We start from the raw sequence: 23493 nt of genomic DNA, 5'->3' as shown, positions 1-23493 counted from the left end.
GGGGCAAATCCATATCTTGCCGGGATGTACGAGATTTGCAGCATAGGACACATTACTAATGATAAGGTAGTTAACAAAGAATCAGTAGTTTACATGCCAGGTGGTACCGCCTGGTATTTCTCGCAGGCGCTGAGCCGCATGCCGCTGAAGTATCTGTTGGTTACTGCGTTGGGTGAGGCCGAGCTGCATTATGCCGAAGAGTTGCGCAAGGCTGGTGTAACCGTAGAGGTACAACCTAGCGAACATACCGTGTTTTTTGAAAACATTTATGGCGATAACAAAGATGAGCGCACCCAAAATGTTTTAGCAAAAGCTGATCCTTTTAAGGCTGATCACTTAGCGGCGACTGATGCAGCAATATTCCATCTGGGCCCATTATTGGCCGATGATATTTCTTTAGACCTGATCAAGACGCTTTCGTGGAAAAGCAAGGTGAGTTTGGATGTGCAGGGTTATCTGCGCCGGGTTGAGAACCAAAAGGTATATGCGCATGAATGGGCCGCGTATGAAGATGCGTTGCCGCACATCCACACCCTCAAAGCAGATGTTGGTGAAGTGCTGGCGTTAACCGGTCAAAAAGAATTGATGGATGGCGTGCGCCATATCGCATCGCTCGGCGTAAAAGAAGTGGTGGTGACCAACGCCAGCAAAGGTTCTTTTATTTATGCTGATGATTACAGGATAGACATCCCGGCCTATATGCCCCATGTGGTAGTTGATACTACTGGTTGCGGCGATACTTACATAGCTGGTTACCTGTTTGCCCGTTCCCAAGGCAGAACCATTGAGGAGGCTGGCCACTTCGGTGCCGCCATGGCTGGGTTAAAGACCAAGCATGCCGGCGCTTTTAATGGTACTGTAGACGAGGTGGAGGAGTTTATGCGGGAACGGGTTTGAATTAGTAACATAACAGAAAAGGGTGTCATGTTGAGCACCGTCGAAACACGTGCGGGGGCTTACCGTTATGCATAACAAGTAATGCAGGCCTTCGCGCGCCCTTCGACGAAGCTCAGGATGACACCCTTCGCTTCATTTTTCTATTACCCTGCCCAGCCCTCTCTGTCCAAACTTCTGAAATGGATGGCTTCAGCCAGGTGCTCCAGTAAAATTTCTTCGCTACCGGCTAGGTCTGCTATGGTGCGGGCCACTTTCAAAATGCGGTCATAAGCGCGTGCACTGAGGCCTAATTTCTCCATAGCTTTTTTCAATAGATTTTGTCCCGCGGCATTGATTTTACAAATATCACGCACCATCTGCGGACTCATCTGTGCATTGGCGTGCAGGTCAGGCTTGGCGCCGAAGCGTTGGATTTGGATCTCTCGGGCGCGAATCACACGTTCGCGGATATCTTCGCTTTTCTCCGCCAGGCGGTCGCTGGCTAGTTCGCTAAAGTTTACAGGGGTAACTTCTACGTGTAGATCAATGCGGTCAAGTAATGGGCCTGATACCTTGCTCAGGTATTTTTGCACCAGTCCGGGCGGACAGCTGCACTCTTTCTCGGGGTGGTTATAGTAACCACACGGACAAGGATTCATACTAGCCACCAGCATAAAACTGGCCGGATAATCAACCGTAAATTTGGCACGGGAGATGGTCACCCGGCGTTCTTCAAGGGGCTGTCGCATTACCTCCAGGGCAGTGCGTTTAAACTCAGGCAGTTCATCCAGAAACAAAACGCCGTTGTGTGATAATGAGATCTCGCCTGGCTGGGGATTGGTACCGCCGCCCACCAGTGCAACATCTGATATGGTATGGTGCGGGCTGCGAAACGGCCTCACCGTCACCAACGCATCGCTGGCCGCCAGCTTGCCGGCTACCGAGTGGATCTTGGTGGTTTCTAAAGATTCGTACAAACTGAGCGGCGGTAATATTGAAGGCAGCCTGCGGGCCAGCATCGTCTTACCCGCTCCCGGTGGACCGATCAGTATTACATTATGGCCGCCTGCTGCTGCAATCTCCAGCGCGCGTTTGATGTTTTCCTGGCCACGCACATCGCTAAAATCGCTGTCGTAATTGCTCAGGCTGTTAAAGAATTCTTCGCGGGTATTTACTACTTCGGGTTTCAGGTCGCCTTCGCCGTTAAAAAAATCGGCTACCTGTTTAATGTTCTCCACACCGTATACGTCCAGATCGTTTACAATGGCCGCTTCGCGGGCGTTTTGTTTGGGGAGGATGAATCCCTTAAAACCTTCTTTGCGAGCCTGTATGGCTATAGACAAGGCACCTTTGATTGGTTGCAGGCCCCCATCCAGTGAAAGCTCGCCAATAATGAGATACTTGCCCAGTTCAGTGTTCTCAATTTGTCCGGATGCTGCCAATACGGCCGAGGCAATGGTCAAATCATAAGAAGAACCTTCCTTGCGGATGTCAGCTGGCGCCATATTTACAATAATGCGCTGGCGTGGCATGCGGTACCCATTGGTGCTGAGTGCCGTTTCAATGCGTTGCAATGACTCGCGCACGGCATTATCGGGCAAGCCCACAATGGCATAGTGCGGGTTGCCGCCGCTAATGTTAACTTCTATGGTGATAGTAATGGCCTCGATGCCATAAACGGCGCTGCCAAAGGTTTTAACTAACAAAACTGATAAGATTTTAAACCGTGAAGATAGCGAATTTATCGGTTGGGTAATGTTGGTTTTTAAATCACGTCATTGCGAGGGACGAAGCAATCTCTGTACTTGCAAATCGGTTATGCGTGTCCACTAGTCCTATGCAGAGATTGCTTCGTTCCTCGCAATGACGTCTGGAAAGTAATACGGTTCCTATTCCCTTATCATTAATCATCCACCTTAAACGCAATCGGCAAATGCAATACCACTGGCACGTTTTTGCCATGCAGCACACCTGGAACCCAGGCATTTTGGATCAGCTTAATGGCTTTGATTGCCGCCTGGTTTAAATCATTGCGGGCACTTTGATAAACCTGGTAATCGCGGGTATTACCGTTTTCATCCACCGTAAAAGAGATGACTACTTTGGCACTGATCTTTCTGCGCTGTGCATCCGACGGGTAGGGCAGGTTGTATTGCAGGTTGCGGTACATCAGGGCATCGCCACCAAGATAGATAGGCGGGCGGTCCAGGCGCACAGATAGTGTGTCCTTACCCCTGGGCACCTGGTAAATGCGCACGCTATCGGCATGGGTGGCACGGTGGTAGGTTAGTATTTTACGGTTAAAATCATATATGTCGCTCAGTCGCCACAGATCATCATAATACTTCCATTCGCCAACTTTTTGGTCGTCTTTATATTCGCCTTCGGCAATTACGCGGTCTTTGTAGTTGTAATCGCGCCAAGTGCCAGTTTTTTTATTGTCGGTATAAAAGCCGGTAGTGAGTATTTTGCCCGTCGGGCGATCGTAGAGCGTATATTTCCCTTGTCTGATGTTTGGATTGCTTTTCAGCACGGTGTACTTTTCCTGCGTATTCAGCGTGTCTTTTACCGCAGTGCGTGTTACCTGTGCAAAGCCGCTTAAACCAAGCAGTGCCAGGCAAAAGGTGGTAATAGGTTTCTTCATGGTTAGTATAAAGTTAATGCAAAAAATCAATATTAAGTATCTGCCACCATGCTGATTGGGTTTGATAGATGAGCGCTGCTGTACCGTGCTCTAAAAAAAATATTTATCCTTTTAACATATATTATTATAAAATATTAATGCTTTGCGCATTACATTTACCTGTGTATTTACAGTACCCCGTTATATATGATTAAACCTTTAGGGCTATACCTGTTTTTATTGGTAATAACTTGTAGCGCAACCACAGCCTTTGCTCAGCAGCAGCTGGTATCTGAAGCGCGCCGGCAGGAGTTGCAGCAGTTATCGGCAGTTTTAAATGATACCTATAATGCTAGTCACCAGGCCGCTATGCAACGCGCATCGGGGCATAACTGGTTTACCCGGTTGCAAAAGCGCAATGGTAGCTTGATTGTGTTGCAGGGGGTAAATAGCCTGGGTTTTCCGCAGTATCTAAAAACTTACAACAACGTTATATCTGCCGCAACCACACAAACCAACGCGGTACAGCCAGGCGGCTCGCTTGGGTTGAACCTGAGCGGATCAAGTACGTTGCTGAATAATAAACTAGCCTTGTGGGATGGTGGTTGGATATTGGCCACACATCAGGAGTTTGCCGGCAAAACTATCACCCCGAAAGATTTTGGCGCCAGCATTATTGAGCATGCCACACACGTGGCGGGTACCCTGATGGCTAAAGGTGTTTATGCACCGGCTAAAGGTATGGCCCCAGGGGCCACTACGCTAAGTGAATATGACTTTAATAATGACGTTGCCGAGATGACGGCGGCCGCAAGTTCGCTGTTGCTTTCCAATCACTCTTACGGCGGTCTTTCCGGGTGGAATTTTAATGACGATGAAAACCGCTGGGAATGGTACGGACTGCCGGGCGATACCGAAGATTACACCTTTGGTTTTTATGATACCCGCGCCCAGGCTTGGGATAAAATTGCTTACAATGCCCCATACTATCTGATTGTAGAGGCGGCAGGCAACGCCAGGGCCGAAACAGGTCCGGCGGTAGGTCAAACCTACTGGGGCTATCGTAGCCGTACCGATCAAACTTTGGTGAACAAAGGTCCGCGCCCCGCAGGCATCAGCAGTAATGATAGTTATGATGTGCTAAATACTACCGCCAACGCCAAGAACGTGCTGACGGTAGCGGCGGTAAATCCGCTGCCGTTTGGTCCGGCTAACTCGCAAGATATATCTGTGGGGTATTTCAGTTCTTTTGGCCCGACGGATGATGGACGCGTAAAGCCGGATATCAGCGGGATGGGCGTTAACGTGCTGTCGACAGATAATGCTACCAATACCTCGTATGTAACGCTCTCGGGCACATCAATGGCTGCGCCAAATGTAACCGGCTCGCTTTATTTGTTGCAAGAGTATTACTCGCAAAAGAATGCGGGCAACTTCATGAAATCGGCCACGCTGAAAGGTTTGGCCTGTCATACGGCTTTTGACGCAGGTAATGCCGGCCCCGATTATATCTTCGGTTGGGGCTTGTTGGATATGAAGAAAGCCGCCCAGGCCATTACCGATAATAACGGCAAAAGCCTGATTAAGGAAGCTCAATTAAACCAGGGACAAACATCAACCTACAACGTAGTAGCATCGGGCAACGGTGTGCTGATGGCTACCATTTGCTGGACAGATCCGCAAGGTACTCCATCGGCAGATGGCACACTGAATGACCGCACCCCTAAACTGGTGAATGACCTGGATATCAGAATCAGCGATGGCACCACCACTTATTTGCCCTGGGTGCTTGATCCAACACAACCGGCTGCGCTGGCCACCAAAGGCGATAACATCCGCGACAATGTAGAGCAGGTGTATGTGCCAAACGCAGTACCGGGGCATACTTATACCATCACCGTATCGCATAAAGGCACATTGCAATCCGGCTCGCAGCCATACTCGTTAATTGCTACTGGCATTGGCGGGGCGGCGTATTGCGCGTCGGCACCGGCATCTAATGCCGATTCGAGGATCAATAACATCACGTTATCAAACTTAAACAATACACCAGCGGCAGGCTGTACTTCTTATGCTGATTACACCGCCACTACTGTATTGCTGGAGCAGGGTAAAACCTATCCCATCTCACTTACATTAGGCACCTGCGGCGGCAACTTTAATAAAATTGCCAAGGTTTTTATTGATTACAATAGTGATGGTACGTTTGACCCAACTACAGAGTTGGCCGTTACTACCGGAACCATCAGCGCTACGGGAATATTTACCGGTAATATTACCGTTCCGGGCAACGTTACTCCGGGCAACTACAGCCTGATGCGCGTAGTGCTTACAGAAACTACAGACCCTGCTGCCGTAACACCTTGCGGCACTTACGGCAAAGGCGAAACGCAGGATTACCGTGTGCAGTTTACCAAAACAGCAACCGATGCTGGCGCAATTGCCATCACCACCAGTAACCCTACAGGGGCCTGCGCCGGTTTAACCAATTTAACCGTGCGCATTAAAAATTATGGTAGTGCGTCTATCAGCAGTGTTCCGGTTACGGTCACTATTACTGCGCCCAATAATGCGGTAACTACCTTTACCGAGACCTACACTGGTGTTATAGCCGCACAGGCAGAGGTTGATTTTAACATGCAGGGTACTTTTACTGCTGTGGCTGGCAGCACCTATGTTGTAACTGCAACCACTAACCTGGCTAATGATCCGGTGACGGGCAACAATAGCTATACCGCTAATATTGTTACCGGTACCGCGCCAACACCAACGGCTTTACAGGCGTTTTTGTGTGCCGAGTCTGGCATGTACCAACTCTCTGGCGTGGCAGATGGCGGCTTGCTGTGGTATAAAAATCAGAATGATGCATTGCCAATTACCGGCGGTACGCCTGCATTGACAGCCCAGGCCCCTGTAAACAGCACTTTCTATGCCGGGGTAAATGATTTCAGCGGAAGCATTGGCCCGACTACTAAAAGCCAGTATACAGATGGGGGTTACAATCAGTTTACGCCAACGGTAACGGTTAATACTAAGGTGCCGGTTATTTTAGAAAGCGCTCGTTTGTATGTGGGCAACTCGGGCAATGTCACTTTTAATGTAACTAACGGTAGCGGACAAATTGTATCTACAACTACCATCAATGCAGTGGCCACCCGCACCACCCCGGCGGCTGGCGCGCAAGCTAATGACCCGGCAGATCAGGGACAGGTTTATAAACTTAATCTGTTGCTGCCTGCAGCGGGTACTTACGGTATTACGGCATCTTATGATAATACGGCAACGCTTTTCCGCAGCAATAGCGGGGTAACGGGTTATCCTTATAGTGTGGGTGGTGTGTTCAGTATTTTGTCAAACAATGCAACGTCAACTACCAATGCAGCTGATACGGCTTACTACAAAGGGTTCTATTACTTTTTTTATGATCTGCATGTAAAAAGCGCGGGCTGTGCGTCAACTGCCCGTGTGCCGGTATCGCTAACTAAGCCTACCATAACTCAAGCTGATACTTTGCTTACGTCAAGCGGGGTTGCCAGTAACCAGTGGTATGAAGATAGTACTGCTATTGCCGGTGCCACTAATAATACGTTTGTACCAAGCCATAGCGGTACCTATCGTGTGGCTACAATCTTAAATGGTGGTTGTACCGTGTTTTCAGATCCGTTTGTATATGCGCGGAAGGCCAAGCATCCAGATGATTCAGATATAGGCCTGGCGGTGTTCCCGGTGCCTACTAATGGCAAACTGAATGTGATATTTACAGCTAAGAATGATGACGCGCTTACGCTGTCATTGGTAAACAATGCAGGGCAAACGGTATACGCCAAACAGCAGCAAATTAAAGCTGGCGGTTTTAGCACGGTAATGGATGTGAGCCGCGAAATAACAGGCACTTACGTGTTGCGCATCAAGTTGGGCAGTAAAGTATACGGACGTAAAATATTCATCGCCACTAAATGATAACTTTTAAACGGATAGACCACATACACGTTTGCGTGCCGCGCGAACGATTAGAAGAAGCCCGGCAGTTTTATGCCGATGTAATTGGTTTGCCAGAAACCTACCGGCCTGATGTTTTTGGTGCGCCCGGTCACTGGTTTAACGTGGCGGGTATTGAGTTGCATATTGGCGTAGAGCCATCGTTGCCGCGCAGTATCAGGCATAGCGCGTTTGAGGTAGCGGATGTGCTGGCTGCAAAGGCTTATTTGCAAAGTAAAGGAGTTGAGGTGAAGGAGGAGCCCGTTATCCCCGGTAGGGAACGCTTCTCGTTTATCGATCCGTTTGGAAACAGAATGGAGTTCTTGCAGTTTATATAACCATGATGGTATTGAAAAATGAGATCAAGATATCGTTAGACAAAGGCAAATTGCGTTTGTTGATGTTTCTTGCGTTTTTGTTTGCTATTGGTGGGGTGTGGGTTATCATCCAGTCTGACCATATGATGAGTCCGGCACGCCCCCGGGCGTTGTTAATACTAGTAGGGAGTGCGGTCATTGTTTTAGCCGGAGTGTGTATGGTGTTTATCTTCAGAAAGTTTGGTGATACAGAACCTGGGCTGATTATTAACGACGATGGTATTACCGATCATTCCAGCGGCACGGCGGCCGGCCTGGTGCCCTGGAGCACCATAGAACGTGTTGATATGGCCCGGGTAAAAAGCCAGCAGTTTATTCTGTTGTTTGTGAAGGATGCCGACGCAATAATTGCCGCCCAGTCCAACGGCATGAAAAGGCAACTGATGAAGATGAACCAACGCCTTTACGGTACGCCGGTATGCATCAACGCCAATACTTTACAATGTGGTTTTGATGAGATTTATCGTTTAATAAGCGATAGCTTTGAAAGACGCAAGGAACTGGACAATATGTAAAAGAGTGGGGCGATTACAAAGCCAGCTCGACGGACGGGGCCCAGTAAACGTTTTTAAAATCAATTACTTTATCGTCTTCTACTTTTACACCTTCGCTGGCCAGCATGTCTTCCATGAGGCTGTTGGGGTGAAAATGAAATTTGCCGGTAAGTAATCCGTTGCGGTTAACCACCCGGTGCGCAGGTACCGGTGGCTCTATGCCCGCACAATTGTTCATGGCATAACCCACCATACGCGAGCCGCTTTTAGCACCCAGATAAGCCGCTATAGCTCCATACGAGGTAACCCGTCCGGCTGGTATCAGCCGAACTACCTGGTAAACCTGATCGTAAAAATCTTTATCGGGCATGTCTTTTACAATTAACAGCAGTTCTGGCTAACCGATGCTCGCGCCTCGCGCCAACCGTCTCGCTAAAAAGAGAACTTAAGGTAGTTAATGTTCTTATTATCCTGCAAGTATTTTTTCTCGTAGTAGGTTTTGATAGACAGCACCTCGTCGGCAAAAGGCGAGTGATACAGGTCTTCAGTTTTAACGTGTAGTTTTAAACCCAACTCCTCAATTTTCTCAGCGGTGTAAGCATGCAATCCGTCGTTGTCGGTCTTTAGGCTCATAAAGCCGCCCGGTTTTAACAACTGCTTGTACATTTCCAGAAAACGGGGAGAGGTAAGACGTTTCTTCTCGCGGCTCAGCTGTGGCTGCGGGTCTGGGAAGGTGATCCAGATCTCGTCAATCTCGCCAGGGGCAAAATAGTCAACCAGGTTCTCAATCTGGATGCGCAAAAAACCGGCGTTGGCTACGCCATCTTCCAGTGCTGTTTTGGCGCCGCGCCAAATGCGGTTGCCTTTATAGTCAATACCCAGAAAGTTTCTTTCGGGGAAGAAGCGTGCAAGGTTAACGGTGTATTCGCCTTTGCCACAGGCCAGTTCCAGCACCAGCGGCTGGTTGTTTTTAAAAAAATCGGCGCTCCAGTTGCCACGGTAAGGTTTACCGTCTTCCATTTGCACCACGTTACTAAAAGTTGACACCTCGGCAAAGCATCTCAGCTTGTCTTTTCCCACTGTATTAAAAAATATGAAGCCGCAAAAATACGGTATCAGCGCGTATTTTTTATCTAGAAAAACAGCGGTGTGGGTCTTTTAAGCTCCGTTTGTTAAATTGGCTAAAAATATGCGGATATTAGTGCTGTAATAATCAACCTTCACCAGGTATCGCAATAACATGAAATTTCGTTTAGTCGCTGGGCTTTCCATCATACTTTTATGTGTTTTTTTAAGTAGTTATGCGCAAACACCGCAGGCTACGCTGATGGCCAGAGCAGAAACCATAGCTCAAACGTCGCGCCTTAAAACATACGGCAATCTCGCTGATGCCAATATTAGCAACGTACTTGTTGCGCCCCCTCAGTTTTCTTATCCTACACCGTTAGTATACGGCATCAATCAGCCTATTGCGCCGCTGAGTCCGCTAAATACCGGAGGGGCTGTGCCGCCGGGTATTTATGGCTCTGTTAACACGTTGTCAGGTACGTTCTCTACGGTTACCGGTGTGGTTGCAGATAAAGCAGGCAATGTTTATGTGGCTGATTATGATGCTAACATTATTTATATGATATCTCCAGCGGGTGCAGTAAGTGTGTTTGCAGGAAAGAACACCGGCGGTTTTGCAAACGGTTATCGTACCAGTGCGTTATTTAGCATGCCGGATGCTCTTGCTATAGATACGGATGGAAATATTTACGTTGCAGATTACGGCAATAATCAGATCAGAAAGATTGATGTGTCTGGCAACGTAACTACTCTGGCCGGAAGCGTGACATCGGGTAACGTTGACGGGGCCGGGACTGCAGCACGTTTTGAAAATCCCAGGGGGCTTACAATAGACAAAGACGGAAATATATTTGTAGCCGATCAGACAAATAACCTGATCAGAAAAATAACGACCGCTGGAGTGGTTAGCACTTATGCCGGCAATGGCACTGCTGGATTTACTAACGGCCCGCGCCTGTCTGCTTCTTTTAACACGCCCACCTCTGTTGAAGTTGACCCTGCCGGTAACTTATATGTATCAGACGCAACCAATAACGTCATCAGAAAAATTGCGGTTGATGGTACGGTAACAACCTTTGCATCCGGGTTTAATTTTCCGCGTGAAGCCCGGTTTGATGCCGCTGGTAATTTGTATGTAAATGATCAAAACTCTTCCAGCGTAAAAAAGATAACCCCAGCGGGTGTTATTAGCACGCTTGCATATGGCTCATTTATAGGCATGGCAACGGACCCTGACGGCAATCTTTTGGTAGGGGGCGGAAGCCGGGTTGTCAGGATTACCCTAACAGGTTATACTATCGATAAACCGTTGCCTGCCGGATTGGTGTTTGATCCCAAGACCGGTACTATCAGCGGTACGCCTACAGTTATTACTCCAGCGCAAAATTATACCATCACCGCTTATAATAGCGGCGGTAGCTATAGTAAAATTATTAATATTGCAGTGGCTACTAATGCTGTTCCTACACTTATTCCGTCGGTTATCACTATGCCTGCCCAATCACCCGGCGGTACTCTAGGAGCAGGTAATATTTACGATCCGCATGCTACCAGTAACAATAATGAAACGCCCATAACCTTTACCAGCAGTGACCCAACGGTGGCCTACATTACACCTGATGGACAAATTAAAGTAATAAAACCGGGGACAATAACGCTTACTGCTAATCAGGCTGCCAGTGAGCACTATAGTGCAGCAACGCCTGCAACACAGCAAGTGATATTTATTGCACAACTGAGAGTGCTGTTGCCAGTCATAAATACAAGAACGGTTTGTGCTGCAGATTTTAATGTTGGCGGTTTGGTGTCCGATAATTTGTTTCCGGCCAAATATACCAGCAGCAACCCGGCTGTGGCTACTGTTGACAATAACGGTAAAATACATATTGTGGGTGTCGGTTCTACGGATATCACTTTGTCAGAGCCGGGCTTGGCACCTTATTATCTGGATGCGGTGCCGCAATCGCAAACATTTAATGTTACGTTACCAGTAATACCTGCAGTGACAATTGCAACGACACAGGTTAATACCTGTCCCGGCACACCGGTTACGTTTACGGCCACTTCGCAAAATGCAGGTGCAGCGCCTAAATATCAATGGCAGGTCAATGGCGCCAATGCTGGCGATAACTCGGCGATATTTGTGTCATCGGTACTGGTAACAGGTGATAAGGTAAGCTGTTCTATCATTAATACAGATGATGCGTGCATCAGTACGTACATGGGCAACTCTAACACCGTTACGGTTACGCGCGATGTAGCCATCAATCCAACAATAGCCATAACATCCTCGGTCAGTTGGGCTTTTGAGGGTACGCCAATAACGTTAACTGCAACAGCGAATAATACAGGCCCTGCCGGTGAGCTAACTTATCAATGGTTTGTAAACGATTTGCCTGCAGGACTAAACAGCCCATCTTTTACCAGCAGCAGTTTTGTAAATAACGATGTGGTAACCTGTATGGTAACGCCGCTGGCGGCTTGTAGCACACCGGCCACCAGTAATCCGGTTAAGCTAACTATAGTTGCGAGGGTGGATGTCCCTAACGCTTTTACCCCTAATGGAGATGGGGTGAATGATAAATGGGTGATTGGTGGTATTAACAGTTTTCCTAATTGTCAGGTTAATATCTATGATCGGTACGGCAAGCTTGTTTATCAATCCAGGGGATATAGTCAACCGTGGGACGGTAGCTTTAATGGACAACCAATTCCGGTGTCAACCTATTATTACGTGATAGATCTGGGGTTTGAAAATCAAAAGACGGCCGGCCATATTACTATAATCCGTTAAATATTAACCGTACTATAGTCCCAATTTGTTAAAAAATGTGAAATTTGCTGCGTATTAGCGCCAAACACAATAAGTTTGCGTTGATTCGGTGAAATTGAATACCCTTATGATGAAAAAGATACACGTCCTGTTATTGTGCGCAGTTGTTTTGGTGGCCCAGGCTTGCAAAAAGAAGAGCGATGACACCACTACCACCACCACAACTACAACATACCTGCTCTCGGCAACTTTTAACAGCACAGCCTGGGATCCTGTTGATACCCTGAGTGCTAATGTTACTTACACCGCAGCTACTAAAACCAAGGTGCTTAACATAACCGGCACCAACGGTAAAAGACAGCTTACTTTTGCCATAACGGTAAATAATGCAACCTCAACCGGCGATTTTCCTCTTGGTACTTACAATGTTGACGCCAATGGCAACCCGTCAATGGTTTATAGTGCCGCCCAAACCGATGCCAACGGCAAGGTAACTTTTGTGCCTGTTGTGGCAGCAACCCAGGGTAATGGTACGATTACCATCAGCAAGGTTGATGCCACTGCCAAAACCATTACCGGCACCTTTAGCATGAACGCACTGCAAACTAATTATGACGGTAACGGCAACATTGTTTCTATTACCAATACCAGTGTTACCGGTGGCGCCATCAATGCCATGCCTTATACGGTAATTAACAAATAGCATTTGTAAAGATCTTGCCCGGAGTTTTGTTACTCCGGGTTACCTGACTGCGCTGTTGACTGCAGATTTTGTGCTGTGATAAAACCTGGCAATGCCTATATTGCCGGCGTAAACCACCAGCATAACTCAGCAAACTACAACTACTCTATGCGCAGTACCTTTTTCAGGCTGGCTTTATTGGCCGTAGCTTTATCTCCCATCGCATTTATTAACGGTGCAACTGCCCAGGCTAAAGATCAGCCAGCGGCCTGGAAACCTATAGCTATTCAGTTGAAAGCAAAGACTGACGCGGTTTTTCCACTCAAGAAGCCGTATTGCCCGTTTTCTGGAAAAAGGAACGGTATCATCCGTGTTGCTGCGCAACTCAGCCGGCTTACTGGTATAAAAACAGCTAGCGGCACATCATCCGTAACTTTTAAAACTAATGGTAGTGGCACGGTATTGCTGGCTGTTGTTCATGGTGCCGAACCCAAAGATAAAAACGCCAGGCTGTTGATTGAAAACGGCTTGACTATTACAGAAATGGCTCCGGTTGATATTTATGGTGTTCCTTGTCATAAAGGCTGGAACACAGTGGCCACCGGGCCTGATACTTTTGTTGCAGGTGTAGTTGAAAATACCGCCGCTGCGTCAAAGCTCAATGCCCAGCTACCTGACGGCCGCGAGTGGCGCGCTTACCTGACCGATAGCCTGACCGACGGTAAACAGCTTTTTGAAGTGCTTGATGCTCCCGCCGACCCGGTAATTAACCAGGGTATGCCCGGTACCGAAACCATACAAGGCGGTTTTGAAGGTGGTACTTGCGTAAAGGTTGGCAACAAATATCACCTGTTCCCTACCGAGCGGGCAGGAGAGATGGGAGTGCCAGCTTATTATGACCGTGTGAAAACCCGCATAGGTCATTGGGAAAGTGAAGACGCCATCCACTGGAAACGTGTGGGCACTATTTACCAGGCCAGTGGCAAATATGCCATTGCCGAGGAAGATAACCCGATGAATGATCGCCGTGCGGCTATATGGTCATACAATGCCGTGTTTAACCAGAAAGAAGACCGTTGGTATGGCTATTACTTAACCTATACGGTTGATAAAAATATTGCGCCTAATCATTCCTTCGGGCGTATCTGGTGTACTAAATCGCAAACCAAAGGGATGAATGGCATTGGCGGTCCGTATGACGATGGTCAATTAATTATGGAGCCGGGACTTGATTCACAACCCTGGGAGGGGCGTCAGGGTGTGGCATCGTTCTATCCTTTTCCGGTGAAAGATGGCTGGCTGGGTTTTTATGCAGGCGCCTATCCGTTTAAAACCTGGGCCGATTATCCAAAAAACTCCGGCAAAGGCTGGTACATCGGCTTGGCTAAAGCGCAAAGTATGGACGGCCCGTGGACACGTCTGGATACCACCGTCAACCCTGTTAAAAGCATGAATCCCGAGTTTCTGGAAAACCCGTTGGTCTATCAGCTGAAGAACGGCGCCTACATTGCCATATTTGATGGCGGCCCGGACGATAACGGGCATCACTTTGTTAACATGTTTGGTTATGCGCTATCAAAAGACGGCCTGCATTGGAACGAGGCGCGTTATCTGCCCATCCAAAACAAGGTAAAGCAATGGTGGAACCTGATGCGCACGCCATTGTGCCTCATCCCGGAAGGCAACAATGTTTATACAGTGCTATATGCAGCCATTAACAACAACCGTTTCCACCCCATTGGTATGGTGCGTTTTAAAATGCATCCGGAGGTTTTGGAGGAGTTGTTGAAGGAGAAGTAGGGAGAACCCGACTAGAGAGTTCTTACTAAATTTTGTCATTGCGAGGAGGGACGACGAAGCAATCTCGTCGCTGGACTATGGCGTGCGACGAGATTGCTTCGCGCTCAATCAACGCCCGCGCCCTGCTCGCAATGACAACTTTAAATAATACGCCCCGTGTTTAGTTTTAATTAATACTCGCCACCACCGGCTTCCTCTCCGCCGGACGGAAATACCACGAAGTTGCCGTTAACACAATTAATAACATCGGCCCGAAAAGATCTTTATCGCCACAGGCCAGGTGCGAAATAACAGCACCAGACATGGTGAAGAAAAAGCCTGCATAAGCCCATTCTTTCAGCACAGGGAAGCGGGGGATGAGTACTGCAATCACGCCCAAAATCTTCCATACACCAATAATGGTTAAGAAGTAATCAGGGTAGCCCAGCAGATGCATCAGCTCGGTTTCTTTCTTCATTCTGATGAGCTGCACAATGCCAGTAGAAAGCATGCCGAGCGATAGCCATGCGGTGGCAATCCAGTAAATGATCTTATTTCTTTTGCTCATGACGGTGTTATTTTTGTTGACCTAAAATTTCCTGAATGCGGTTGTGCGCCATGTTGAGTCCTTGCTTAAACGGCAACTGCAGCAACTGATCGCGTTTGGCGGCCGACTCATAAATGACGTGCATGTGCAGCTTGCTGGTGCCGTCAGTCAGTGCCTCAAATTGGTAGATCTCCAGTTGCACGCCGAAGGGGGCGCCCTCCATTTCAAATGTGCGGGTGATCTTTCGATCGGTCACCAACTCGTGGATCACGCCACTGGCGCGGAAGGCCACGTTACCTTGCGGGTCGCAAGTCTCAAACTGGTAGCTGCCATGTTTCTGGCTCTCCAGTTTTAGTATTTTGGTACCCATCCACTGGGTAATCAGTTCTGGTTCGGTATAGGCTTTGAAAAGCAAGTCTACCGGTAAATCAAATTCGCGGGTGATAACCAGGTCCTGCTGGCCGTCGTTGGCGTTTACTTTTGTCTTCAGTTCCATGATTCGGTATTATTTTTTTGGTTTATACTGTTGCATCAGGCTTTCCAGCTTGTTAAAGCGATCGTCCCACATTTTAGCGAAGGGTTCAACAAAATCGGCTACCTCTTTCATTTTATTGGGGTTAAAGTGATAGTATATCTCGCGACCTGTTTGTTCCTGTTTCAACAGTTCACACTCGGTCAGTATCTGTAAATGTTTGGAAACGGTAGGGCGGGCGGTATCAAAATTGGCGGCAATGGCTCCGGCTGTCATTGATTGCGTGGCCACCAGCACCAGTATGGCCCGGCGGGTAGGATCTGCAATGGCCTGGAAAACGTCTCTGCGTAAATTCATTTATGTAGCTATTTGACTACAAATATATATGTAGTTATTTGACTACGCAAATTTTTATAAAAAAAGCCTCTGGGGTTTGTCCATGGGCTTTTTTTATAAGAGTAGTATAGATTTAAAACTTTGTCATTGCGAGCAGGGCTGAGGGAACGGGTTTGTGCGCGAAGCAATCTCGTCACAGAACGACAGCATGCGACGAGATTGCTTCGTCATCCCAGCTCACTGCCTCAGCCATTCCTCGCAATGACAAGATCCTATATATAATAATATCAATCCCAAACGCCGTTTTGTGCAGTAAATATCACCGGTTCGGCACTGGTTACCATAATGGTATGCTCGTGCTGGGCAACAAAACCACCTTTGTTGCCGGTAAGCGTCCAGCCATCGGCCTGTTGTTCGGCAATGGTGGATCGGGTGGATATGAAGGTTTCTATAGCTACTACCGAGTTCTTTTTAAAGCGTGTAGTGTTTTCACGGTCGCAATAGTTGGCAATTTCGTGCGGGTCTTCGTGCAGGCTGCGACCAACCCCATGGCCCGTCAGGTTTTTGATGACCGTATAGCCGGCTTTTTTTGCTTCCGTTTCAATCAGTTTGCCAATGTCTGAGATTTTGACGCCGCCCTTAATATTGCTGATGGCCTTTTTCAAAATCTCTTTTGATGCGGCAACCAGCTTGCCATGACCGTGGATGTCTTCACCTAAAATAAAAGACCCGCCGTTATCGGCCCAAAAACCATTGAGCTCTGCCGATACATCGATATTGATCAGATCGCCTTCTTTTAAAATCTTATCTGCCGATGGTACCCCGTGTGCAACCTCCTCATTAACACAGATGCAGGTATAACCCGGGAAATTGTAAGCCAATTTTGGGGCAGATTGCGCACCCATTTCTGCCAGTAACTGACCGCCATACTCGTCCAGCTCTTTGGTAGAGATGCCCGCTTTGGCATAGGCACGCATTTTGTTTAAGGTAATAGCTACGGCATCACTGGCCAGTTGCATGCCAGTTTTTTCTTCATCGGTAGATATATACATTTCTGAAATTTTAGTGGGCTGCAAAGTTAATGATTAATATATTTTGAAGGATGCGGTGTTAAGACTGATCAGTTTTCGCGGTGATATTTTTTAGCTGAGGAGCACTAATACAAAAACACCCTTATAATTCATGGATAAAGAACAGCTAATCAGGCAGGCTTATACTGCCTTTAACGCCAGAAATATTGATGCCGTACTTAGTGTGATGTCTCCGGATGTTAGATGGCCCAAAGCCTGGGAGGGCGATTACGCGCACGGACACACCGAAGTGAGAGCCTACTGGGAAAGGCAATGGCAAGAGATTGACCCGATAGTAACCCCGGTTTATTTCCGCGAAAGAACAGACGGGACAATAGCCGTTGAGGTTGATCAACTGGTGAAAGATCTGGAAGGTAACGCTGTGTTTAACGGGAAGGTGTTACATGTGTATACCATCGCGGGTGGATTGTTGCAGCAGATGGAAATCGAGATAGGATAATATTGTAATGGAGTCGATTTCGATGAGTGCAGAACAAATGGGGGAAAATCTGTATACTTGAATTGCCAGAGCTTTTTGCCTTAACCTAAACGTTTATGACTCGTCAACATACAGAACAAATAATCAAGTTTCTAATAAATAATGTCGAGCCTTTAGACGATAGTATTAACGGGCCAGGGTACAGAGCGGCTGTTTATTTAACAGATGGAACATTCTTGCCTTGCGTAGTTTTTCGTAACCCAGAAAAGGTTGTAAACTTAGCAATCAGACGATTTAAAGAGAAACAATCAGTTAACGTATTTAGTCGGTCTTCAGGACTAGGTTATGCCGATATCGTTAAATCTTTCGTTACAAAAGGTAATTGTATAAACGATTACGATATTGAAAGAGTTGAAAAAAGTAAATATGCGTTTCCGTTTAATATTCAACAGCAAATTCGTGGTGAAACGACAATGGGTTGGACTGGCTTTGCTGCCAAAATGAAAGACGGAAAGTATTTCGGTTTCGGAACCAGTTTTCACTGGGAGTTCTTTCAAATGCCTGAAGGATATGCGGTCGATGATATTGCTGAAATTATTAACCATAGCTATGTGTTAAATACGGGGGAGTTAAAGAATCATAAAGTACCTTTTTTTGAGCGGCCTTCAGATTATAAGGATGCTATCATTTTCAGAGAGCGGCCATTTTTTGAATGCTATATTGACGATTTATAGCAGTATCTGGTGGTTGAAACCATCGGCCTATACCTAGGTTTTTAGGTGCTAAAAATTTCTAACGCCCAACTCCTCCCTGCACCGGCAACACCACCGGCAGCCCCTGCACCTGCAAAGTTTGCTTAGCCCAGGCCGGCCAGGTATAGTCATCGCGGTGGGCTTCCCACTCGGCCATCGGTACTACCTGCAGCTGATCTGGCGTAAGTGCCGGGAAGCCTGTTCCTACAGCCCGGATGCCGCCTTCGCGTTCTTCTACCTCATATCCTTTATTAATGTGTGCGCCGGTAGTGGCAGCCCATTCGGCAATGTGCGTGGTGCCGCCCGCCAGCAAGGCATCGCCATTGGGGAAATGTAGTTGGGCATGCAGCCAGGTAAACGCATCGGTATTTACCCAACTGGGGCGGTGGGCTACGCCGGGGTAAAAGCGGTAGTCTATTAAGGGCGCTTTTGGTCCGGCCAGCGCGGCTGCCCGTGTGCGCAGATCATTAAAGAATGGATCGAGATGGTTGGGTTTGGTGATCAGGCCGTCTTCCAATCCGTTTAAAATTAAGGTTGTGCCGCTGCGCTGATGCAGGGCATAAAGGATGGCGCCTTTATCAGGCAGAAAGCTGAGCGCCTGGTAGGGACCGCCCTGGCACATGGTTTTGGTGCTCGAATCCCATGCCCCTCCGTTGCCGTCCAGATCGCCGCCGCCCGAAAGCACCAGCGCACGGATGCGCGGATCAAGCGCGGCGGCCAATGCTGCATGGAAGCTGCCCATAGAGTAGCCCAGCACGGCAATCCGTTTGGGGTCGACATCGGGCCGACTAATGGCATAACTCACGGCTTGTATCACATCGCCTATCATCAAGCCGCCCATCCGTGCGGGCGATTGTGCGCCCGGCAGGGCAATATCATGTTCGCGTGCTTCGTGCTGGTGGGTGCTGGCGCGTTCGTTCTCTCCAATCGGGTCATAAGTAATCACCACAGCGCCGGCTTTGGCATAGAGCATACCAGCATAGACTTCGTACCAGGTGGCTTTATCGCCGCCATGACCGGCGACTATGATCACTGCCGGTATCTTTCCTTTGGGTTTTGTTGGCGCATATACCACCGCAGGCACCCGCATGCCATATTGTGTGCCATAAGTAACGTGTTGCACCAAAATCCCCGGCATTGGCGAAAGGTTGCCGAAAACATGTGGCTTCACGGCAGGTGCGGGCGAGGGGATAAACAAGGCTTTACGGGCCTCAGCGCGCCATCGGTTTAATTGTACCATAGTTGCAGGCTTGCTAACCTTTACGGTATCGGCAGCCAAAGCAGCCTGACACAGGCAACTAAATAACAAGATTTTAACGGACAGCCATTTCATGCCGGTTCAAATTGGGTGATGATCAAATATAGTCAATTAGCTTTTGGTATGTCGGCAGTTTGGCGGCTGGTCCGGGTCATAATAACCATGATTCTAGTCAGCAGATTAAAACAACCGGGAGTTGTGATTAAAATTTAGCCCAAATTTGGCTGTATTGTATCTTAGTGCCTAAAAGCTACCGTATGAATACAAGCGAAAGTCAATCTGCTCTTTCTGCTGAAGAATTGTTGCAGCAGAATCAGGAACAATATGTTGCCTATTTTGAAGGAAGTTCTGACACCATTCTGGTGCATGATGACCAGGGAAGCATAACAGACGCCAATACCGAAGCCAGCCGGGTGTTGGGCTATTCCAAAGAAGAACTGCTGGATATGAACATTGCCGATCTGGAAGTAGGCCTGGAAATAATTGCCACACAAAAAGACTGGGCCAGCTTTCTGAAAGCCAACTCGCTGATCTTGCAGCGCGATTTCAGGAAGAAAGATGGTACTACCTTCCCGGTAGAGATCCATTACCGGAGCTTTGATAAAAACGGAGAATCTTTTTACGAGTGTACCATAAAAGACGTAACCGAACGCAATTTGCTGCGCATAAGGGAGCGTAATCGTGCTAAAATTTTGGAGCAGCTGGCTGGTGATATGGATATATTTACCATTATGCGTTCTATCGTACGGTCAATTGAAGAAGAAGATGCTACGTCTATCTGTACCATTTTGTTGTACGATAAAGAAACGCATACACTGGGTTGCGGTACCGGTCCGGGTATGCCCGATTTTTATAACGAGGCTATTGACGGCATTTCGGTAGGCGAGGGCATTGGCTCTTGTGGCACCGCGGCAGCTACCAAACAACTGGTTTGTGTTGATAATATTGGCACCCACCCATATTGGTCGGCCTTTAAAGAGCTGGCTTTCAGGGCGGGTGTGCAGTCGTGCTGGTCGCAGCCCATCTTGTCAAGCAGTAATGAAATGGTAGGTACGTTTGCTATTTACCATCGCGAACCCAGAACCCCTCAAAAGATAGATCTGGAAAGGATAGCTTACGGTGCCCGTTTTGCCAACCTGGCTATTGAAAACAGACGCATCAGGGCCGAGATTCTGGAGCATAAAAATCACCTTGAAAAATTGGTGGCCGAGCGTACCGAAGCGCTGGTTCATGCCAACGAAGAGCTGGAGGCATTTTCTTATTCTGTAAGTCATGACTTGCGGGCACCTTTGCGTGCCATAGCCGGTTTCAGCAATATTATGATGGAAGATTACGGTGATAAGCTGGATGCTGAGGGTCAGAAAACGCTGAACACCATTGTTAACAACGCCCTGCGAATGGGTAATCTGATCGACGATATCCTGTCGTTCTCCAAATTGAGCCGTGCCAAGAAGATCAACTCATCATTAGACATGAAGGCCATCTTCAGGGCTGTGTTTGAGGAGCTAATGCGACAAGAGCCTGCCGGCCACAAGGTGGTTTTTGAGTTAGGAGAGCTTGCACCAGCCGTTGGCGACCAGGCGATGATTACCCAGGTGGTAACTAACTTTGTTTCTAACGCGTTAAAATATTCCCGAAATACCCCGGAAACGAGGATTGTTGTCTACTCAAAAATCACGGGAGACAGCATAACCTATACCGTGAAAGACAATGGTGCGGGTTTTGATGAGAAGTATAAAAACAAGCTGTTCAAAATATTTTCGCGCCTGCATAATGATAAAGATTTTGAAGGTACGGGTATTGGTCCGAGCATTGTGAAAAAAGTGATTGACCGTCATGGCGGGGTAGTAAGTGCAGAAGGTGCCTTGGGCGAGGGGGCCACTTTTAGTTTTAGCCTGCCTATTGTATAAGCAGGCAGTTTTTATCATAATTCTATTTTTCATTGTATGAACATTAAAGAATATCCTGAAGTGCTGCTGGTGGAAGACCGTGAAGAAGATGCAACGCTAACCATCCGCGCACTAAAGAAATATAACCTGATTAATGATATTAAATGGCTGGAAGACGGCCAGTATGCGCTTGATTACCTTTTTGGTACCGGTCCTGAGAAAGTTCCGCAGGCCATCCCTAAGCTGATTTTGCTAGACCTGAAGCTGCCACGCGTTAACGGTCTGGAAGTACTGGAGCAGATCAAGGCGTCGGAAGTGCTGAGATCAATACCGGTAATTATGATGACGTCTTCAAAAGAAGATGTGGATATTAAGAAAGCATACGAGCTGGGGGTTAACAGCTACATTGTTAAACCTATTGACTTCATGAACTTTGCCGATGCCGTAAAGCAACTGGGCATGTACTGGTTAATGCTGAACCAACCGCCCAAGCCATCGCAAGAGTAACCTTGCCTGATTAAGAACATTTACCGAATACCTTTTTACCGCAATAGCTCATGATGAATAATCTGAGAATAACCGTAATTGCCAATCAACAAGAGCAAATATTAATTAATAACGAGCTTAACGCTGCATTTCAACAGCCACAAATAACCTACTACGCCAGTCAGGACGAGTTTGAAAAATCTGTTAAGCTCTACAACAATGATTTCTTAATAGCCCAGGATGCGCTGGTTAACCGGGGCTTTTATACCCAGTTTTCGCCTTTTCTGGAGCTGACCAAAATTCCGCTGCTGATATTGAAGGATGCGGATTCACAATCGTTCAAAAATCATGTGGTTAGAGAACTGGTTAAAGATCCTGATGGTGACTATCTAAAGCAACTGCCGATCCATGTTTCACAACTAATTAATGAGCAGCTAACCTTAAGTGGTCAAAACAAGATCTTGTTCCTGGAAGATGAGGAGATCGATATCACCTTCATCAAACGTAAGTTCATCAAACTCAATCCGCAGTATGAATGCGATGTGGTATCCAGTATTGAAGAGCTGAGGGCGCAGGTGGGTAAGAAAAAATATGACCTGATTGTTTCTGACTTTAACCTGCCCGATGGCACTGCGTTTGACTCGATTGCCATTGCAAAGGCCGCCGATATCCCGATTGTAATAGCCACGGGCCAGGGCTCAGAAAAAACAGCGGTTGAACTGATGAAAGCCGGCGCCGCTGATTATCTGATCAAGGATAAAAACATGGGTGAGCACATGCTCATTTTGCCTAGTATCGTTAAATCTGTACTCAACTACAAAAAGCTGGAAGCTTACAACAGCGGCCTCTTGGAGATGCTGCGTTTAAAAAATCAGGATCTGGAGCGTTTTGCCCACATCATTGCGCATGACCTACGCTCGCCCATTGCTTCTTGTGTGCTATTGATCAATACGCTGCAAATGCTGGGTGAGGACCTGTCGGAAGATTTGCAGGAAACTATGCAGATGCTGACTCAGGTATCTTACAACATGACCAACACCATTGAGGGCATTTACCAGTATACCGTTACTGACTCGCAGACGGACGCTTTTGTGAAGGTAGATATGAAAAAGGCAGCCGAAGAGGCGCTGGGAAATCTGCAAAACAAAGTAAACGAATGCGGCGCCGTAGTGACTATTGAAGGCATGCCTGAGATTGACGCCAACTACGTGCAAATGGTGCAGCTGTTCCAGAACCTGATGGGCAACGGCATTAAATACCGCGGCAACAAAACGCCCGAACTAACCGTACGCAGCTTTGAACAAGGCAATGAGCAGATTTTTGCCGTAAGCGATAACGGCATCGGTATTGCCAAAGAGAACCATAAAAAGATCTTCGAGATTTTTAGTCGCCTGCATAACAGCAGCGGTCAATACGAGGGTGTGGGTATGGGCCTCACCATTGTAAAAAGAATATTGGAACGTCACCAGGGCCGTATCTGGGTAGAATCTGATCTGGGTGAGGGAACTACATTCTTCTTTGCGCTGAAGGCGGCGTAACGCAGGTTGTTACTTTATTAAGGGTAAAAAAGCTAATTGAAGCGGTTTTGCCCTTA

General features: G+C 47.6%; 21 protein-coding genes. 12 read left to right on the top strand and 9 right to left on the bottom strand.

Translation table 11 applies throughout. The features are described 5' to 3' along the window. The first annotated feature begins 24 nt into the window (after positions 1–24). Positions 25–897, top strand: coding sequence for a PfkB family carbohydrate kinase (locus tag ABZR88_RS19745; protein WP_107827678.1), 873 nt, complete (start codon positions 25–27; stop codon positions 895–897). Between the two features lie 143 nt (positions 898–1040). Here the strand turns inward: ABZR88_RS19745 and ABZR88_RS19740 are convergent, their stop codons facing one another. Continuing rightward, entirely contained in the window at positions 1041–2582 is a 1542-nt protein-coding gene (locus tag ABZR88_RS19740; protein WP_107827677.1) for a YifB family Mg chelatase-like AAA ATPase, read from the bottom strand. A gap of 197 nt (positions 2583–2779) precedes the next feature. Further along, the gene (locus ABZR88_RS19735) at positions 2780–3520 is read right to left on the bottom strand and encodes an energy transducer TonB (RefSeq protein ID WP_107827676.1); all 741 of its coding nucleotides are present in this window, start codon (positions 3518–3520) and stop codon (positions 2780–2782) included. 186 nt (positions 3521–3706) lie between these two features. Between ABZR88_RS19735 and ABZR88_RS19730 the strand changes: the two genes are divergently transcribed. Genes ABZR88_RS19730 through ABZR88_RS19720 form a run of 3 tightly spaced genes read left to right on the top strand, consistent with a single transcriptional unit; the run spans position 3707 to position 8369 of the window. Continuing rightward, positions 3707–7459: a S8 family serine peptidase gene (locus ABZR88_RS19730; protein ID WP_107827675.1), complete on the top strand. Its 3753-nt coding sequence runs from the start codon at positions 3707–3709 to the stop codon at positions 7457–7459. Further along, entirely contained in the window at positions 7456–7815 is a 360-nt protein-coding gene (locus ABZR88_RS19725; RefSeq protein WP_107827674.1) for a VOC family protein, read from the top strand. The genes ABZR88_RS19730 and ABZR88_RS19725 overlap by 4 nt, the downstream gene beginning before the upstream one ends. Before the next feature lie 2 nt (positions 7816–7817). Further along, on the top strand, positions 7818–8369 hold the full coding sequence (locus tag ABZR88_RS19720; RefSeq protein ID WP_107827673.1) for an STM3941 family protein: 552 nt from the start codon (positions 7818–7820) through the stop codon (positions 8367–8369). A gap of 13 nt (positions 8370–8382) precedes the next feature. On the opposite strand, the gene ABZR88_RS19715 is transcribed toward ABZR88_RS19720, so the two are convergent. Both ABZR88_RS19715 and trmB read right to left on the bottom strand, forming a co-directional pair. Then, entirely contained in the window at positions 8383–8718 is a 336-nt protein-coding gene (locus ABZR88_RS19715; protein WP_107827672.1) for an MGMT family protein, read from the bottom strand. A gap of 62 nt (positions 8719–8780) precedes the next feature. Further along, positions 8781–9428 carry a tRNA (guanosine(46)-N7)-methyltransferase TrmB gene (gene trmB, locus ABZR88_RS19710; protein WP_107827671.1) on the bottom strand — a complete coding sequence of 216 codons (648 nt, stop codon included), beginning with the start codon at positions 9426–9428 and terminating at the stop codon, positions 8781–8783. A 160-nt stretch (positions 9429–9588) separates the two neighbouring features. Between trmB and ABZR88_RS19705 the strand changes: the two genes are divergently transcribed. The 3 genes from ABZR88_RS19705 (at position 9589) to ABZR88_RS19695 (ending at position 14671) form a co-directional block, all read left to right on the top strand. Then, on the top strand, positions 9589–12210 hold the full coding sequence (locus ABZR88_RS19705; protein ID WP_107827670.1) for a gliding motility-associated C-terminal domain-containing protein: 2622 nt from the start codon (positions 9589–9591) through the stop codon (positions 12208–12210). 106 nt (positions 12211–12316) lie between these two features. Further along, positions 12317–12892, top strand: coding sequence for a hypothetical protein (locus tag ABZR88_RS19700; RefSeq protein ID WP_146166497.1), 576 nt, complete (start codon positions 12317–12319; stop codon positions 12890–12892). A gap of 75 nt (positions 12893–12967) precedes the next feature. Then, a complete protein-coding gene (locus ABZR88_RS19695; protein WP_211309761.1) occupies positions 12968–14671 on the top strand; it encodes a hypothetical protein in 1704 nt (567 codons plus the stop codon). A gap of 166 nt (positions 14672–14837) precedes the next feature. Here the strand turns inward: ABZR88_RS19695 and ABZR88_RS19690 are convergent, their stop codons facing one another. The 4 genes from ABZR88_RS19690 to map form a co-directional block, all read right to left on the bottom strand. Continuing rightward, positions 14838–15218, bottom strand: coding sequence for a DoxX family protein (locus tag ABZR88_RS19690; protein WP_107827668.1), 381 nt, complete (start codon positions 15216–15218; stop codon positions 14838–14840). 7 nt (positions 15219–15225) lie between these two features. Next, positions 15226–15693, bottom strand: coding sequence for an SRPBCC domain-containing protein (locus tag ABZR88_RS19685; RefSeq protein WP_107827667.1), 468 nt, complete (start codon positions 15691–15693; stop codon positions 15226–15228). Between the two features lie 9 nt (positions 15694–15702). Continuing rightward, positions 15703–16026, bottom strand: a complete 324-nt coding sequence (locus tag ABZR88_RS19680) for a helix-turn-helix transcriptional regulator (protein WP_107827666.1) — start codon at positions 16024–16026, stop codon at positions 15703–15705. A gap of 266 nt (positions 16027–16292) precedes the next feature. Next, on the bottom strand, positions 16293–17057 hold the full coding sequence (gene map, locus ABZR88_RS19675) for a type I methionyl aminopeptidase (RefSeq protein ID WP_107827665.1): 765 nt from the start codon (positions 17055–17057) through the stop codon (positions 16293–16295). 130 nt (positions 17058–17187) lie between these two features. Between map and ABZR88_RS19670 the strand changes: the two genes are divergently transcribed. Both ABZR88_RS19670 and ABZR88_RS19665 read left to right on the top strand, forming a co-directional pair. Then, the gene (locus tag ABZR88_RS19670; protein ID WP_107827664.1) at positions 17188–17535 is read left to right on the top strand and encodes a nuclear transport factor 2 family protein; all 348 of its coding nucleotides are present in this window, start codon (positions 17188–17190) and stop codon (positions 17533–17535) included. A 95-nt stretch (positions 17536–17630) separates the two neighbouring features. Beyond that, positions 17631–18248 (top strand): hypothetical protein, encoded by a 618-nt coding sequence (locus ABZR88_RS19665; RefSeq protein WP_107827663.1) that lies wholly within the window; start codon positions 17631–17633, stop codon positions 18246–18248. Positions 18249–18306: 58 nt separating this feature from the next. Here ABZR88_RS19665 and ABZR88_RS19660 read toward each other — a convergent pair whose 3' ends face one another. Continuing rightward, the gene (locus ABZR88_RS19660; RefSeq protein WP_211309760.1) at positions 18307–19599 is read right to left on the bottom strand and encodes an alpha/beta fold hydrolase; all 1293 of its coding nucleotides are present in this window, start codon (positions 19597–19599) and stop codon (positions 18307–18309) included. 182 nt (positions 19600–19781) lie between these two features. Here ABZR88_RS19660 and ABZR88_RS19655 point away from each other — a divergent pair, with 182 nt between their 5' ends. From ABZR88_RS19655 to ABZR88_RS19645, 3 genes are read left to right on the top strand one after another with little or no spacing between them, the layout of a single operon-like run. After that, entirely contained in the window at positions 19782–21434 is a 1653-nt protein-coding gene (locus ABZR88_RS19655) for an ATP-binding protein (RefSeq protein WP_107827662.1), read from the top strand. Positions 21435–21470: 36 nt separating this feature from the next. Then, positions 21471–21920, top strand: a complete 450-nt coding sequence (locus tag ABZR88_RS19650; protein WP_107827661.1) for a response regulator — start codon at positions 21471–21473, stop codon at positions 21918–21920. Between the two features lie 50 nt (positions 21921–21970). Beyond that, on the top strand, positions 21971–23437 hold the full coding sequence (locus ABZR88_RS19645; RefSeq protein WP_107827660.1) for a hybrid sensor histidine kinase/response regulator: 1467 nt from the start codon (positions 21971–21973) through the stop codon (positions 23435–23437). The last annotated feature ends 56 nt before the right edge of the window (positions 23438–23493 follow it).

Origin of the sequence: Mucilaginibacter yixingensis (assembly GCF_041080815.1) — a bacterium.
In the GTDB taxonomy this organism is placed as follows: Bacteria; Bacteroidota; Bacteroidia; order Sphingobacteriales; family Sphingobacteriaceae; genus Mucilaginibacter; species Mucilaginibacter yixingensis.
This window is presented reverse-complemented; position numbering and strand designations above follow the sequence as displayed.

Coding starts and splice junctions, on each gene's coding strand:
- ABZR88_RS19745 (WP_107827678.1), top strand. CDS start 25: ATGTACGAGATTTGCAGCATAGGACACATTACTAATGATAAGGTAGTT.
- ABZR88_RS19735 (WP_107827676.1), bottom strand. CDS start 3,520: ATGAAGAAACCTATTACCACCTTTTGCCTGGCACTGCTTGGTTTAAGC.
- ABZR88_RS19730 (WP_107827675.1), top strand. CDS start 3,707: ATGATTAAACCTTTAGGGCTATACCTGTTTTTATTGGTAATAACTTGT.
- ABZR88_RS19725 (WP_107827674.1), top strand. CDS start 7,456: ATGATAACTTTTAAACGGATAGACCACATACACGTTTGCGTGCCGCGC.
- ABZR88_RS19720 (WP_107827673.1), top strand. CDS start 7,818: ATGATGGTATTGAAAAATGAGATCAAGATATCGTTAGACAAAGGCAAA.
- ABZR88_RS19715 (WP_107827672.1), bottom strand. CDS start 8,718: ATGCCCGATAAAGATTTTTACGATCAGGTTTACCAGGTAGTTCGGCTG.
- ABZR88_RS19705 (WP_107827670.1), top strand. CDS start 9,589: ATGAAATTTCGTTTAGTCGCTGGGCTTTCCATCATACTTTTATGTGTT.
- ABZR88_RS19700 (WP_146166497.1), top strand. CDS start 12,317: ATGATGAAAAAGATACACGTCCTGTTATTGTGCGCAGTTGTTTTGGTG.
- ABZR88_RS19690 (WP_107827668.1), bottom strand. CDS start 15,218: ATGAGCAAAAGAAATAAGATCATTTACTGGATTGCCACCGCATGGCTA.
- ABZR88_RS19685 (WP_107827667.1), bottom strand. CDS start 15,693: ATGGAACTGAAGACAAAAGTAAACGCCAACGACGGCCAGCAGGACCTG.
- ABZR88_RS19680 (WP_107827666.1), bottom strand. CDS start 16,026: ATGAATTTACGCAGAGACGTTTTCCAGGCCATTGCAGATCCTACCCGC.
- map (WP_107827665.1), bottom strand. CDS start 17,057: ATGTATATATCTACCGATGAAGAAAAAACTGGCATGCAACTGGCCAGT.
- ABZR88_RS19670 (WP_107827664.1), top strand. CDS start 17,188: ATGGATAAAGAACAGCTAATCAGGCAGGCTTATACTGCCTTTAACGCC.
- ABZR88_RS19665 (WP_107827663.1), top strand. CDS start 17,631: ATGACTCGTCAACATACAGAACAAATAATCAAGTTTCTAATAAATAAT.
- ABZR88_RS19660 (WP_211309760.1), bottom strand. CDS start 19,599: ATGAAATGGCTGTCCGTTAAAATCTTGTTATTTAGTTGCCTGTGTCAG.
- ABZR88_RS19655 (WP_107827662.1), top strand. CDS start 19,782: ATGAATACAAGCGAAAGTCAATCTGCTCTTTCTGCTGAAGAATTGTTG.
- ABZR88_RS19650 (WP_107827661.1), top strand. CDS start 21,471: ATGAACATTAAAGAATATCCTGAAGTGCTGCTGGTGGAAGACCGTGAA.
- ABZR88_RS19645 (WP_107827660.1), top strand. CDS start 21,971: ATGATGAATAATCTGAGAATAACCGTAATTGCCAATCAACAAGAGCAA.